The following is a 16,335-nucleotide window of genomic DNA, read 5'->3' as shown; positions in this document are numbered from 1 at the left end:
TGACACTATTTATGCTGCTGACCTGACACGTTTCATCTGATTTTAGGGCGCGTTATTTATTTAGAGGTATTACTTACCAAATATAGCCCTACAAATTAAAAATACTGTACTGAATGTTATTCGGTACCATAAAATAAATAGTGACACTAAATACCATCGCGTTAATCACGCTGATAATAAATCAGCTTATTAACCGATTACAACACAACACTGACTCACTAATTGCATGACAACGACCGTACTCGATAACCAATCATTATTTAATGACTATTTATCTGATGGTTCTTTATGCCAGCATAGTTGAGCAAGTATGGGTAGTTTAGCGTTAGGATCGAAAAGTATATCGATAGCTGCCTAAGTATTGGTGGTCAAACAGATGACGATAACAATGTAAATACGATACCACGCTGACAAGCTGGTCCATTACTCTGTTTGCCAAGTACGCCCCGCTGATAACAAAAGCTGCGACACCTAACCTTGAGACACCCAAGATATTATTGACGTTATACAAAGAACGATAAACAAAGAGTAACCAATTGCTTCACCTGAAAAACAACCGCTGAATGACGCCACTATATAGTAGCAATCATGACCGCGATATTATTGTTAGACTTTGATGGATGAATGGCAACAGCGCCACGCCTTTTTAATATCAGTATTTTTTAGAACTGTAACTGACCCTCGCCCACGCTTACAACGTGCGCTGAAATCACTACCAATAGAACGTACTGAGAATAAGAGCGCTTTGACTCGCTGACCCAATCATATATGTACCAAGTTTACTGATGATAAAATATAAGTACCATAGCCTTACACCCTATATTACTGATATTAACGTGAGCACCGCTCATTACTTCAGGTAAAAAAAGAAGCCATTGAAAAAGCCCATGTGCTTTATGAAACCCACGATTTACGTTCTACCGTTAATGAACATCTACACACGCTAATCACAATATTAGCCACACTTGCCACTATGTCCTAAAGACTGTCTTATCGTTGTCATGCGTACTCATAGGATACAAATATGAAACGCATTTTGATCAACGCTACTCAAAACGAAGAGATTCGGGTCGCCTTATGTAAAGGCAATCATCTGTACGATTTCGACCTAGAAAACCGTACTCGCGAGCAAAAAAAATCTAACATCTATAAAGGCCATGTGACTCGTGTCGAGCCATCGCTTGAAGCAGTATTCGTCGAATATGGTTCTCAGCGCCAAGGTTTTTTGCCAATCCGTGAAATCTCTGCTGAATACCTAAGCGGCAACCCACGTGACGAAAACATCAAAAAACTGATCAAAGAAGGCGACGAGCTAATCGTCCAAGTCGAAAAAGAAGAGCGCGGCAATAAAGGCGCTGCCCTATCGACGTATGTCTCATTAGCCGGTCGTTATCTGGTATTGATGCCAAACAACCCTCGCGGCGGTGGTATCTCACGTCAAATCTCAGGCAAACTGCGTGAAGATATGAAGCGTATGCTGAGCAATCTTGATTTACCAAAAGGCATGAGTGTCATCATCCGTACTGCTGGTATTGGTAAAACGCAAGAAGACTTGCAGCACGATCTAAACCACTTGCTCAATATTTGGCAAGCCATTCAAGAACAAAACCAAAAATACCCATCACCGCGCTTGGTTCACCAAGAAGCGGGCGTTGTCACACGTGCTGTTCGTGATTATCTACGTGATGACATCGCTGAAATTTGGATCGATAACGAAAATGCTTACATTGAAGCGGCTGGGTTTATCGATGCGGTAATGCCAAAACAAGCCGAAAAGTTACGCAAATATACCGATTATGAGCCGATGTTTTCGCGCTTCAATATCGAAAAGCAAATCGAAACCGCTTATCAGCGTGAAGTTCGTCTGCCATCAGGTGGTTCAATCGTTATTGACCAAACAGAAGCACTAGTCTCTATCGACATTAACTCAGCTAAGTCAACCAAAGGTTCAGATGTTGCTGAGACCGCTTACCATACCAACTTAGAAGCAGCCGATGAGATTGCTCGTCAGCTTCGTTTGCGTGATATGGGTGGTTTAATCGTTATTGATTTCATTGACATGAATGACAATAAGCACCAAAAAGAAGTAGAAAAACGTCTGATTGACGCGACCAAATATGACCGTGCACGCGTTCAGTTTGGTGATATCTCTAAATTTGGTCTAATGGAAATGAGCCGTCAGCGTCTACGTCCTTCGTTAGAAGAGTCAACTGGCTATATTTGCCCACGTTGTCATGGCAACGGTATGATTCGTGACTTGCGTTCATTGTCGCTATCTATCATGCGTCAAATTGAGCAAATCGCTCTAAAAGAACGTCAAGGTGAAGTACAAGCAGAAGTTCCAACGGACATCGCTGCATTCTTATTAAATGAGAAGCGCGATAGCTTGGTTTATCTTGAGCAAGACAGTGGCACGCGTATTACTATTTTGCCACACGCGCATTTAGAATCACCAAACTTCAAGCTCCATTTCAACCGTGATGGCTTTGCTCCATCGAGCTATGAGCGTATCACTGATACTCAGCAACAAGAGCATAGTGACCTTGGCTACAACGTTGACTGGCAGACTGCTGAAAAAGAACGTCCTGAACAGCAGCCTACTCGCCAGCCTCGTAAAACTGCAGATAATAAGCAGAGCCGCTCAAACACACAGCAGAATGCAGCCACGCAAACGCAGAATGATACGGTAAATCATAGCAATGATCGTCGTAATCATAAAAATACCAACGACGTGTCGCCTGCACATGCACCGCAAGCCAATAAAACTGCTAGTGTTGCCGCTCCAGTAGCACCGCAGACACAGAGTGTCGAGGCTACTGCTCAACCGAAAGCCGTTGCGTGGTTATCAAATCTATTCGCTCAAGCGCCGCAAGCCACAACCACACCTAGTGTCAGTAGCCGAGATGCCGCTCAAGCAATCGAAGCGCTAGTAAACACTGGCGCGCAAAGCTTAGGCTCGTTTGGTCAAGTTGATAGCAATGCATTGAATAGTGCCGCTGTAACTAGTGAGCAGCCAACTCAACAAAACAACAGTCAGAAAAACGACGGCCAACAGTCAGATAACAATGCTAATCGTCAACAGGCGCGTCGCAATGACAGCGAGACTGACGACAGCAGCAATGAAGACAGAAGAAGACGTAAGCCGCGTAAGTCTAGATCTTCTAAGCCGCGTCAAAGAAAAGAGACAACTGACGAGACTGCTGGCAACGTAAACAGTAGCTCAGAAAGTACTGGCTCAAACAGTGCTGATGACAAGTCGTCTGATACTCAAGACCAAAGACAGCAAGACAAGCGTCAGAACGATAACAGACGCACGAACGATCGCAATCGTAATAACCGCCAAGATAGCAATCAACAGAACAGCAATCGTAACGCAAGCGAGCGCAGTGATGCTGATAACGGAAACAGCTCTAAAGCAGATGAGCAAACTCGTACTAAGCGTAAATCGCATAGCCAACGCGGCTCACGCGGTAAGCTAGAGCGCGGTGAAACACTAACGGCTGACAGCGTTAAGCACAGCAAGCAGCAGAACGCTAGAAACCACGATGCTGCCAATAGCAAAAATCAACATAGCGCACGCCGTAATCAAGACCCTAACGAAGTCGTGCTACAGGTCAATGAAGCGCCAACTGAGCTAAAAGCACCTGAAGTGGTGCACCTATCTTTAGATGATAGCAAATCCACACAGGCCAAAACTCAGACTAGTGAGCAGCGAAGCGCGACAAATAACGTAGCAAAAGATGAGCGCTCAAACGAAACAGCTGCTCAAGAACCTACTGATAAGCATAGTAGCAATAAGCAGAACACTGGTAAGCAAAACACCAGTGCTCCGAACGCTGATGAAAAAAGCGATAACGAAAAAAGTACGGTGGAAGCCAACGCTAATCAGGTAAATGATGATAAGCGTGCAACTACTGAACACGCTAAGGTGCAAAACAATGCTCCTAAGCATGAGCAGGCTGCTGAAGAGAAAAAAGCACCTGTAGTTGTAGAAGCTCAATCGACTTCTACAAGTAACACCGAAAGTAAAGCAGAAGCTCCAACGTCGGTAACTACTGACGTAGAAGAAGCTAAAGAAACTCAGACTCCAAAACAGCAGGAAACCAAGACTGCTGAAAATGTGAGTAAGAGTGGTGAAGCTCAAAACACTCAGGCTGATAGTAATAGTGCAAGCACAGGTAATGTGAGTAACTCAGCACTTGAGCTAACCCATGAAGCACTATTTGGCGCACGTTACGTGACTGCTGAGAAATTTGGTCAAGCGAGTAACGATCCACGTGTAGTACTCGCTCAGCAAGCTGCTCAAGCGGATAAGCCAGCTGCTACTAATGTGCCAGCAATACGTGGTACGGTTGGTGAGTTTATTCGTGCAACGCTACCAGAGGCGCAAACGCGCTTAGCAGAAGAAGGCATTATCAACTGCTTTATCGCGACTATTGCGTTGCATAATGAGCAATCTCAGGGTGCTAATAATAGCTCTAATGCTGCTAGCCAGAGCTTTGTCTTTAGTAACTATGGCTATCAACCATTGGCTGCCGACTACCTCGCACGCTTTGAAGCGATGACTCAAGCTGTCAGTCAATTCGCAGCACCACAAGGTAAGACAGACGTTGAGCCACGTGCTATCACTAAGCGTGCTAGCAACGATCCGCGCGGACAGCACCCTGATTATCAGGAACCCACTGTATTGAGCGTACCTGCTGAACAAGCTACCGTCGTGCAAACCGATAACGAAGTCGATGCGCATGACGTTGAAGCGACTGCCCTCGCCAATCAGACACAGACAGAAAATGTCAGTGCTGATAGTGAGCAATTGCTAGAAGTCGAGCGTGCTCAGTCAGAAGCTAAGGAAGCGGAGGTCGAAATCCCTGCAGAGCAAACTGGCAATGAAGTAGAAAATGCTGCAGAAAACGTGTTAGAGACTGAGCAGACGACTGAATCGGTAGTAGTAGAAGCTACTAAAGAGGCTAGCAAAGATGACAGTCAGGCAGCTAAGTCTAAGACGACCATAGCCAGCTATAAAAACATGATCGAAAATGTGGCTGAGCAATTGCTTCCACAGACTGGTATGTTTAATCTGACTACGCCAAAAGTACCAAAGGCGCGCAGTCGTAAGCCTAAGATGGATCATAAGAAGCCGACGCAGGCTGAAAAGCTCGCATCTGATGATGTAGACAGCGACAGCTAGTCATATAAGCTCAAATGTAAAAGCCCCAAAGCTATTTGTAGCTTTGGGGCTTTTTATCTTAATACAGTCAAACTTACTTGCTAATTCAAACGAGAGACAATAGAAAGCAGATAAGCTTAATGTGCAGAAGACGCTGTGTCATCTTTACCACGCATTTTGCCAATAGTAGTAACAATAGCTACCACAATAGCGCCAACAATCAGTCCGACCAATCCATTTAACAATGACGCGGTTAACCCTTCAAATACCCCAGTAAGATGGGCAATGTCTTCTACACTGTGATGCAAAAAGCCGATACCGTGAACGATAATACCGCCGCCCACCAAGAACATCGCAATCGTGCCCGCTATAGATAAAAACTTCATAAGCTTTGGCGCAGCCGCAAGCATAAACTCGCCAAATTTGCGTTTACTATCACCTGCTTGTGAGTTTTCAATCAAATGCAGACCCGCATCATCAATCTTTACGATGCCTGCAACTAAGCCGTAAATACCGACGGTCACGACAGCAGCCACTATCGAAAGTACGATGCCTTTTTGGACAATATCTCCACCAGCTGCTGTAATTGCGCCTAAAGAGATAACAATAATCTCAGCTGACAATATAAAATCGGTACGTATGGCACCTTTGATTTTGTCCTTTTCAAACGCGACCAAATCTACCGACTCATCTGCATTGGCTTTTAAACGGGCATTTTGCTCTTCATCATGAGGCAACAATTTCGGCCAAAACTTGTGAATGACCTTCTCAGCCCCTTCATAACTCAGGTATAGCCCTCCGATCATCAATAGCGGAGTAATCAACCACGGTATAAAATAACTGATCAATAGCGCCGCTGGTACTAAAATCACTTTGTTCACGGCAGAGCCTTTGGCAACTGCCCAAATGACGGGGAGCTCACGATTTGGCTTAACCCCTGTGACCTGCTCGGCATTGAGTGCTAAATCATCACCAACTAAGCCCGCGGTTTTTTTGGCGGCAACTTTGGTCATGACGCTCACATCATCCATTAAAACGCTGATGTCATCGAGTAAGGTTAATAAACTGGCACCTGCCATGTGTGCTCCTTAAAGCAAATTTGTTAAAGTAAGTCGTTCTCAAATGGTTTATACAACGCATTTTATATAGATTTTTATAGAAACAATGCGATTAGCCCTAGATTACAAGTTCAAGCAACTATGTTAAATAGCACAAATGTATCTTATTTTTTGAATTTATGTTGATAGCTATTCTTCAAAGTTGGCTTTACTGATACTTCTTGGCAGCCTTCCCTTTGCTATTATTTGGCGTAAATATGGTAATATGAAGGCTATTACTACCTATCTTTTATTATCAATAAGTTATAAGAACTTCTTCAATGTTAGACCTTTAAAACACTGCCAAGACACATTACTATATAGAAAAGTTTATAGCGTTTTTATAACGAACTCATGATTAGGCGCGACGCCTATAGGAAACCCGTATGCCGTTCCCCACTATCAAAAATACTACCTTGCGTAATCCTCTTTCTCGTACCGTTCTATCTCGTTTTATGATGAGTGCGCTGTTAGTTGGTATCGCTGCTGGCTGCTCAAACAATGCCGCTGATGCAACCAGCAATACTAGCGTTGTAAACGCTGCCCAGACAAAAGCCACTACTAATCCCTCAGCTGGTAATGATGCAACCGTGGTGAAGGCGTTACAGGCGAACCTAAAAAGCTCTGGTATCGAGGAAACTATTGTCTCGGCTGTACCGACAGATATGGATGGTATTTATTGGGTGACCGCTGAAGGTCTACCTTCTTTCTTTACTGATAAAGCTGGCAAGCATATTATTCAAGGTCAGATCATCGCTGTGGGTGATGCCGCTCCAGTCGATATCAGTGCTGTCCTAGTTGCTACGACAGCACAAGAAGCGCTAAAAGCCGTCGATAAAAAAGACATGGTGATTTATCCAGCAAAAGGCGAAACTAAAGCCGTCATCTATGCCTTTACCGATGCAGACTGTGGCTACTGTCGCAAACTACATTCAGAAATGGATGATATCAATGCACGCGGTATCGAGGTTCGTTATCTGGCATGGCCACGCAGTCAAGAGTCTGTACCAAAAATGGAAGCGATCTGGTGTAGTCAGGATCGTAAAGCTGCAATGGATCAAGCAAAAATCGGTGCCAACGTACAGGCCCCTAGCTGTGCCAACCCTGTCCAAGAACATATGGCTCTAGGCTCAAGACTTGGTGTGCGTGGTACGCCTGCGGTATTTACCGAGACAGGACAACAAGTAGGTGGCTACTTGCCTGCAGCAGAATTGGCACAAGCAGTAGGTGCTAACTAATCATTTGAGTTACCAGTATTAGTTACTCATATTAACAACTAATATTGGCAATCAAGCATAAATGATATATACATATGCCAAACAAGATTGAAGCTACTGCTTTTTTATAATCGTAAGCTGATATAACCTTGATGACGTTGTCTTTATAACATTGGCTTTTATGGTATTAGCCTTTAGAGCATTCCTCTTTATGAGATTGTATAGACGTCACAATGCCTTGTCGGTATGATACGATAAAGCGCGATGCAAAATGAGCAACACCCCTTTTATTTGAGCTTTTTTTATTCAACTATGATGAAGTAGATAGGCAGGCAGTACTAGGCAATGCGCACAGACGTTATGTTTGATGTCGCAGACTCATTTGACACTGTCACCGCTTATACTGACTTCATTATATTTAACCTCTTGAGGATACTGTGAGTAATTCCATCAAACTAGCGATACTTGGTCTGGGCACCGTCGGAACGGGCGTGATCAATCTGATCAATGACAATTTAAATGAGCTAAAACGCCGTAGCGGACGCGACATTATTATTACCGAAGTCGGTACACGTCGTCAGCGTGATGATATTGATACCAATATCATGCAAAACAGCGATCTGATGGCAATTGCCGCAAGCGACAACGTCGATATTGTTATCGAAGTGATTGGTGGTACCACCTTAGCCAAAGACGTCATTATGCAGGCCATCAAAAACGGCAAGCATGTGGTCACGGCAAACAAGGCTCTACTCGCTGAACACGGTAATGAGATTTTTGCCTTCGCTGAAGAAAACAATGTACACGTTGCTTATGAAGCAGCGGTAGCAGGCGGTATTCCAATTATTAAGGTAATGCGTGAAGCACTGGCCGCCAACAAAATCGACTGGCTCGCGGGTATCATCAACGGTACTGGTAACTTTATCATGACCGAAATGCGTGATAAGGGCCGTCCTTTTACCGACGTATTGAGCGAAGCACAAGAGTTAGGTTACGCAGAAGCAGATCCTACTTTTGATGTCGAAGGTATTGATGCCGCTCATAAATTGGCGCTACTCGCCTCTATCGCTTTTGGTATCCCGCTACAGTTTGATAAAGTTTACTGTGAAGGTATTACTGGTATTACCCTGCAAGACGTGAACTATGCCGAAGAACTTGGCTACCGTATCAAGCATTTAGGGTTTGCCGTACGCCGAGATAGTGAAAACGATGGTGACGCAGGGGTCGAACTACGAGTACACCCGACACTTATTCCACAAGATGCGCTATTGGCGAACGTCAATGGTGTAAAAAACGCAGTATTGGTCAACTCACATCCACTTGGTCAGACGCTCTATTGCGGCGATGGTGCTGGTGCTGGTGCAACTGCTTCTGCAGTGATGGCCGATGTCATGGATTTGGTTCGTGTACTGGGTAGTAAAGACCGCGACGATCAGAGCAACACTGGACATCATGTCCCGCATTTAGCATTTATCCCTGAGCAGCTATCAGACACACCTATATTGCGTGCTGATCAGATGGTAACTGGATATTATTTGCGTGTGCATGCTTATGATAGCCCAGGCGTACTGGCAGATATCACGCGCATCCTAAGTGATGCCGGTATCAATATTGATGCAATCTTGCAAAAGCCTGCGCATAAAGTAGGTCAAGTGCCAGTGATTATTCTGACGCTACCTGTGGTCGAGAGTCAGATGAATCTTGCTATCGAAAAAATTGAAAAGTTAGAGACCATTACTGATAAAGTGGTACGCATACGATTAGATGAGCTAGCATAAACCACATACTGAAGAAGACAGATGCTTATAATATAAGCAAAAGCTAGCCAATCGGCATCTGATTTCTTGGTAGATACTTAATCAAAACGCACAACAAGGAATAATAACGATGTCAAATGATGCAATTGTAATCCTAAACGGCGCACGTACACCAATGGGTGGCTTTCAAGGCTCACTAAAAGACATGAGTGCTACCGAGCTGGGCGCCGCCGCTATCAAAGCTGCTGTTGAACGCTCAGGTGTTAGCGCTGACAGTGTCGATGAAGTCATTATGGGTTGTATCTTGACGGCAGGTCTGGGTCAAGGCCCTGCCCGTCAAGCCATGCGTAAAGCAGGTCTACCGGATGCGACTGGTGCTGTCACAATCAATAAGCTTTGTGGTTCAGGCCTAAAAGCAGTGATGCAAGCGCATGATGGTATTAAAGCGGGCAGCTTCAACGTCGCTGTTGCAGGTGGCATGGAATCAATGACCAATGCACCGTATATCATGCCAGGTTCACGTGGCGGCTATCGTATGGGTCACAAAGAAGTCAAAGATCATATGTTCTTAGATGGCCTAGAAGATGCTGATACTGGTAAGCTAATGGGTATGTTTGCTCAAGAAATGGCTGATGAAAAAGGCTATACACGTGAGCAGATGGATGAGTTTGCTATTGAGTCATTGAACCGTGCGCTGACTGCTATCAAAGACAACCATTTTAAAGATGAGATCGAGCCTGTTACGTTTGCAACGCGCAAAGGCGAGCAAACTGTTGATACCGATGAGCAACCTGCCCTTGCTAATGCTGATCGCATTCCTACTTTACGTCCAGCATTTGCTAAAGACGGTACGATTACTGCTGCAAACGCTAGCTCAATCTCAGACGGTGCTGCAGCCGTCGTAGTAATGAAAGAGTCACAAGCGAAAGCTGAAGGCCTTGATTATCAAGCTCGCATTGTTGCTACTGCCTCAAACTCACGTCACCCAAGCGAGTTCACCATTGCGCCAATCGGTGCCATTGAAAAAGTACTATCAAGTGCTGGTTGGTCAGTAGATGATGTAGATCTATGGGAAATCAATGAAGCCTTTGCGATGGTTACTATGGCTGCAATGGACGAGCTGAAACTTGATCATGCCAAAGTAAATATCGAAGGCGGTGCATGTGCCCTTGGTCATCCAGTAGGCTGTTCAGGTGCTCGTATTCTAATTACGCTTATCAACTCTCTAAAACGTACTGGTGGCAAAAAAGGTATCGCAACGCTATGTATCGGTGGTGGTGAAGCGGTAGCTGTTGCTATTGAACTTGCTTAAATAAAGCAGGTCTAACTGACTTAAAGTAAGTTAGCTGAATAATACTTAGATAATTATTGCTTATTGAGAAACCGCATTGCTAATGGTAATGCGGTTTTTTTGTGTCTGCTTTCTTTCGATGAATGTTGAATATTACTCTGTGTAAAGACTCGTTAACTTCTACCCCCTCCTATGTTATGCCACTTACAGCCTATTACACGCAATTACTGCAAGTGCACACTTTGCTACCTTGCTTATATATCTCATCAAAAATCACGGTGTTAGGATAGCTACAAGTTGATAGGGAAGCTATTCATTTGGCTTACCATTAACTGTAATAAATACGGTTCTACTAAAAATTAATAACAACATCAACCATTACATTATAAAAAATAAACTCGCAAAAAAGGAATATAACAATGAGTCAACTAATCCGTTTAAAAGATATTCAAGCTACTCATCAAGACTTAATTGGTGATGACTATTATGACCCAACGCACAAAACTGCTTACGGTATCAATGAAGAAAAAATCGGTAAAATCGAAGGTGCCTTAGTAGAAGACACTACTGGTCGTATTCGTTACTTAATCGTAGATGCAGGCGGCTGGTTTAGTTCAAAAGAAGTACTGGTACCAGCAGGTTTAGCCCGTATCGTTGGTGATGATGTCTTCTTTGATAGCTTGACCAAAACACAAGTAGAAGCCATGGAAGTATACGATCACGATTATCAATACAGCTATAAAGAGCAGTACGAAAGAGATCGTCAAGCATTTACTGCTGATACACTCCCTGTAGAAGATCGCGTCGATATTGCAGACCACTCTTATGATGCACCAAATACATTAGAGTTATTAGAAGAGCGTTTAACGGTAAACAAAGACCGTATCGTTGCTGGTCTAGTAAAAGTAGGTAAGCATGTCGTTACTGAAGAGCGCAATGTCGATGTAGATCTAGAAGAAGAACATGCCAATATCCAACGTACTAGCGTAGATCGCCCAACAGATCGTCGTATTGGTGATCTCGATGCTACTGAAACAGTTGAAGTTGAGCTACAGGCCGAACGTGCTCGCGTCAGCAAAGAAACCTATGTTTCTGAAGAAGTAAATGTTGGCAAGACGACCGATCATCACACTGAAACTGTGGTTGAGACCATTCAACGCGAAGAGCTAGATGTTGATGGTGACGGCAACGTGGTTGACCGTGAAGGTAACTTAGTAGACCGTGATGGTATCACAGCAGAAGATGTACGCCGTGCTCGTGGCATGTAATATGCTAATAAGTCATAGTTTAATGACGTAAATTTCCTATATCGTCAGTTAAATATGATAGTAATAATCAGCTAAACTCATATGTTTGGCCATTAAGATCAGAGCATGTCTCTGGTCTTTTTTGTATTCATAACATGAGCGAATGGTTTATAGTATTCAATGTAGCTAGTTAATATATGTAGTTGGCATATAACGTTTTAGATTGTTGAAAACTCATCACTTTATAATTATAAAGGAACAACAATGACTACTGAAAATGGAAACAGCCTTTACCAAGATGACTTGGATAAAGAACAAAATATCTCAACGAAGCAGACGAATAATACCGTCAATGTTGGACACTTAGAGCTATTAGAAGAGCGTCCTGTCATTAACAAAGAACGCTTAGATGTGGGTAAAGTAACCGTCACCAAGCATTCACGTACTAAGACTGTTGAAGTGCCAATTGAGTTGGTAGAAGAATATATCACCATTCGTACTGATTATCATGACGCAGAAAGCCAAGATTTACTCTCTGGTAACTATGATGAAAAAGATATATTGCGCCACGTCGAGCCTTCTTTGGATAGCAAAGCTGTAGTGACCATTAATGGTAAACAAATAGAGATTGGCGATGAACCGATTGATATTGTGCTATCTCGCCAAGTGGCTACTATTACCAAAGACACCTACGCTATTCAAGATATCGAAATTAACAAAAGCACCCATGTGCATACTGATAGCATTCAAGTAGAGCTCAAGCATGAAGAGTTAGATGTGACTGAAGAAGGTCTGTTGGCTCATGGTTCTGATACAACTCCGTTAAAATAAGCGCTGATAGTTTAGCCACTACGAAATTGTATGATTGATAAAGATTATTTCACAACATAAAAAAGCAACGCTATCTTAGCGTTGCTTTTTTAATGCCTATCACTTACTAAATATTGAAGACAAATTACGAAGCTTCATTACACTCGAATGTATTAACATTTGACTCATCTGCACCCGCAGTACGCATAACGCCAGTTTTACGAGCTTCATGCCCTACGCGCCATTGTGTGAATCCTTGACCACCATCAATTGCGGTCGCCACTTCAAACACTTCAGGATTACTACCTTCATTGGTCTGGTTCAACGTTATTGTACCCATGTCGGTTGCGACAACAACTTGATTGGCATCTTCTTTATAAGTCGCCTCAACTTTTAGTTCAGGGGTACATAGATATGACATCTGCATCACGCCGCTGTTTACTGAAGCGGTGGTATCACCTTCTACTTCGTTAAGTGAAGCGTCTTCGGTATCGACGACGACATCACTAGGTTCAGCAGGCTCCGCTGACATTGGAACAGACTCTTCTGTATTAGCACCGTCTTCCATTCCCGACTCTGGCTCTGCCTGTTGCTGACAAGCACTGACCGTCAAGGCGGCAGCCAATAAACTTGATAAAACTACTGAGCTGCGTACTTTTTTTAAGAATTCTACACTCATGACACTCTCCCAAATAAATATGTTAAACACTATAGCGTGTCCATAAATTCACGCCTATGCTGAATTTGTAAGTAATCAATACAAAGTGTTTATTGGTCTTAGTCTAGCAAGTTTTAAGTTTGCATAAGTTATTTAACAGATATGAAAAAACCCCTATCTACTTAAGATAAGGGCTTTTTCAGCTGAAGGCTGTCTTTAATAGCAGTTCAATATATAGCTAATGACTTGCTATGACTAACGACTAGATTTTACCATGACACTGCTTGTACTTAAGACCTGATCCGCAAGGACACGCTGCATTACGACTGATATTCATACCTGCATATGGGTTTGGTTCATTAGCATTACTACCGTTACCTGCTATAGCAGCACCAGCACCAACGCCAGCTGCCGCAGCACCGCTGTTTAGATTGCGGCTTTGTGGTTGCGGCTGGGCAGCTGAACCACTCGCATTGCTATCCAAGTTATCTACATCGTCATGCTCAAACTGCATTTGCATATGGGCAGCATTCTCACGTTGCTGAATTTCTAATGCTTCCAGTTCTTCCTTGGTTGGGATATGTACACGTGACAAGTCTTGTACGGTCTCAGACTTAATCGCACCAAGCATCATCTGGAACAATTCAAACGACTCACGCTTATATTCCTGCTCAGGGTTTTTCTGTGCATAACCCCGCAGATGAATACCTTTACGTAGCTGATCCATCTGCGTTAAGTGCTCTTTCCAATGCTTATCTAGACTCTGTAGCATGAAATGACGCTCAAGCTGAGCGGCATCCTTTTCACCCATCTGCTCACGGCGACTGTGATAACGATCTATCGCCGTTTGAACGATTTTCTCACGCAGCCCTTCTTCATCCAGACGACGATCTTCATCTAACCAATCATTAATCGGCATCGAGATTTTGAACTCGTCTTCTAACTCGTCTTCTAAGCCGTCAATATTCCACTGGTCATCAATAGAGCCAGGCGGAATAAACTGATTGATCATCGCGTTATATACTTCATGATGCATCACTTCGATGGCTTCTAATAAGTCCATCTCTGCTAATAAATCATCACGCTGACCGTAGATAACTTTACGCTGCTCATTGGCAACATCATCGTATTTCAGTAGGTTTTTACGAGCATCAAAATCGCGACTCTCAACTTTACCTTGCGCGTTTTCGATCGATTTAGAGACCATTTTATGTTCGATGGCTTCGTCTTCTTTGAGGCCCATCGCACGCATCATATTGACCACGCGATCGCCTGCGAAGATACGCATCAGATCATCTTCGAGCGATAAGAAAAAGCGTGACATACCAGGGTCACCCTGACGACCAGCACGACCACGTAGCTGGTTATCGATACGGCGTGACTCATGGCGCTCAGAGCCGATGATATGCAAACCACCAGCTGCTACAACTTGGTCATGTTTGACTTGCCATTGAGATTTTAGACGCTGCATCTCTTCTGGGCTCACCGCATCGATATCTTCGATAAACGACTGCCAGTTACCACCAAGGATAATATCCGTACCACGGCCCGCCATGTTGGTGGCGATCGTGACTGACTTTGGGCTACCTGCCTGTGCAATAATTTCTGCTTCACGCTCATGCTGCTTGGCGTTTAGGACGTTATGCTTAACACCTTCTTGGTCAAGCAAGTAAGACAATTCTTCACTAGCCTCAATCGTCGCTGTACCAACCAGTACTGGCGCGCCTTTGGCTTGAATTTCTTTAATTTCGCGAATGATGCCTTTGTATTTGCCTAACTTGGTTAAGAAAATCTGGTCATCCATATCGATACGAGCAATTGGCTCATGCGTTGGAATCACGATGACATCTAGATCGTAAGTAGATTTGAACTCGGCAGCTTCGGTATCAGCGGTACCTGTCATGCCAGATAACTTGTCATATAGACGGAAATAGTTCTGGAATGTCGTGGTGGCAAGCGTTTGGTTTTCTGCCTGAATTTCAACGTTTTCTTTCGCTTCTACTGCTTGATGCAAGCCTTCTGACCAGCGACGACCAGGCATGGTACGACCTGTATTTTCATCAACGATGACCACTTCGCCTTCATCGACAATGTAATGCACGTTTTTGACAAACACATGATGAGCACGAATGGCGGCTTGTACGTGCGCTAATAATGGCAAGCGGCTTGGGCTATATAAACTTTCGTTTTCACCAAGCTCGCCCACTTCGATTAAGAAGCGCTCGATTTTTTCATAACCCTTTTCGCTAATCTCGATTTGACGGTTTTTCTCATCAATCCAAAAATCTTCTTCTTCGTTGTTCTTATTGGCTTCTTCGTCTTTCGAACGAATTAGCACCGGAATAATGGTATTAATCAGCGCATACATACGCGAGGAATCTTCGGCTTGACCCGAGATAATCAGCGGCGTACGCGCTTCATCAATCAAGATTGAGTCAATTTCATCGATGATACAAAAGTTTAGCGGGCGCTGTTTTTTCTCAGCAAGACTAAAGACCATGTTATCGCGCAGATAATCGAAACCGTATTCGTTATTGGTACCATAGGTAATGTCGGCTTGATAAGCTTCGATTTTTTCTTGTGGCGGCTGCTGTGAGTAAATCACGCCAACAGTCATACCCAAAAATCCAAACAACGGACGGTTTAGCTCAGCATCACGCGCAGCCAAATAATCGTTGACCGTGACCAAATGCACGCCTTTACCACTAATTGCGTTCAGATACATGGCCAAGGTTCCCATTAGGGTTTTACCTTCACCAGTTTTCATCTCAGCAATTTTACCTTCGTGCAAAGTGATACCACCGATCAGCTGCACATCATAGTGACGCATACCATTGACACGTAATGATGCTTCGCGGCAGACAGCAAACGCTTCTGGCAATAATGCATCTAAGCTTTCGCCTTTTTGATGTCTGGCTTTAAATTCTTCGGTTTTTTGTTGTAGTTGCTCATCAGACAGGGCTTGTATTTCAGCCTCTCGTGCGTTGATCTTGCTGACCACTTTACGCATGCGTTTTAATTCGCGGTCATTTTTGGTGCCAACCACACTGCCTATAATCTTTGATAACATAATTTTTTGACCTATGGAATA

The 16,335-nt window shown here is 43.7% G+C and carries 9 protein-coding genes; 6 read left to right on the top strand and 3 right to left on the bottom strand.

Annotated features, from left to right (window positions below; genetic code table 11):
• Positions 1–1,024 precede the first annotated feature (1,024 nt).
• On the top strand, positions 1,025–5,188 hold the full coding sequence (locus tag HCZ91_RS03370; protein ID WP_179798160.1) for an Rne/Rng family ribonuclease: 4,164 nt from the start codon (positions 1,025–1,027) through the stop codon (positions 5,186–5,188).
• Positions 5,189–5,304: 116 nt separating this feature from the next.
• Here HCZ91_RS03370 and HCZ91_RS03365 read toward each other — a convergent pair whose 3' ends face one another.
• Positions 5,305–6,246: a DUF808 domain-containing protein gene (locus HCZ91_RS03365; protein ID WP_102090795.1), complete on the bottom strand. Its 942-nt coding sequence runs from the start codon at positions 6,244–6,246 to the stop codon at positions 5,305–5,307.
• A 404-nt stretch (positions 6,247–6,650) separates the two neighbouring features.
• Here HCZ91_RS03365 and HCZ91_RS03360 point away from each other — a divergent pair, with 404 nt between their 5' ends.
• The 5 genes from HCZ91_RS03360 (at position 6,651) to HCZ91_RS03340 (ending at position 12,607) form a co-directional block, all read left to right on the top strand.
• Entirely contained in the window at positions 6,651–7,502 is an 852-nt protein-coding gene (locus HCZ91_RS03360) for a DsbC family protein (RefSeq protein WP_179798159.1), read from the top strand.
• Between the two features lie 416 nt (positions 7,503–7,918).
• Positions 7,919–9,259, top strand: a complete 1,341-nt coding sequence (locus HCZ91_RS03355) for a homoserine dehydrogenase (RefSeq protein WP_165598355.1) — start codon at positions 7,919–7,921, stop codon at positions 9,257–9,259.
• A 109-nt stretch (positions 9,260–9,368) separates the two neighbouring features.
• On the top strand, positions 9,369–10,550 hold the full coding sequence (locus tag HCZ91_RS03350) for a thiolase family protein (protein ID WP_179798157.1): 1,182 nt from the start codon (positions 9,369–9,371) through the stop codon (positions 10,548–10,550).
• 398 nt (positions 10,551–10,948) lie between these two features.
• Positions 10,949–11,797 carry a PRC and DUF2382 domain-containing protein gene (locus tag HCZ91_RS03345; RefSeq protein WP_102090798.1) on the top strand — a complete coding sequence of 283 codons (849 nt, stop codon included), beginning with the start codon at positions 10,949–10,951 and terminating at the stop codon, positions 11,795–11,797.
• A gap of 243 nt (positions 11,798–12,040) precedes the next feature.
• A complete protein-coding gene (locus HCZ91_RS03340) occupies positions 12,041–12,607 on the top strand; it encodes a DUF2382 domain-containing protein (protein WP_179798156.1) in 567 nt (188 codons plus the stop codon).
• Positions 12,608–12,731: 124 nt separating this feature from the next.
• On the opposite strand, the gene HCZ91_RS03335 is transcribed toward HCZ91_RS03340, so the two are convergent.
• Together HCZ91_RS03335 and secA are read right to left on the bottom strand one after the other, a co-directional pair.
• A complete protein-coding gene (locus HCZ91_RS03335) occupies positions 12,732–13,265 on the bottom strand; it encodes a hypothetical protein (RefSeq protein ID WP_179798155.1) in 534 nt (177 codons plus the stop codon).
• Positions 13,266–13,506: 241 nt separating this feature from the next.
• Complete coding sequence (secA, locus tag HCZ91_RS03330) at positions 13,507–16,314, bottom strand: preprotein translocase subunit SecA (RefSeq protein ID WP_179798154.1); 2,808 nt, start codon at positions 16,312–16,314, stop codon at positions 13,507–13,509.
• Positions 16,315–16,335: the final 21 nt, after the last annotated feature.

The organism is Psychrobacter sp. BI730 (assembly GCF_013414195.1).
In the GTDB taxonomy this organism is placed as follows: Bacteria; Pseudomonadota; Gammaproteobacteria; order Pseudomonadales; family Moraxellaceae; genus Psychrobacter.
The sequence above is the reverse complement of the archived record's forward strand: the minus strand, read 5'-3'. Positions and strand labels throughout refer to the sequence as shown.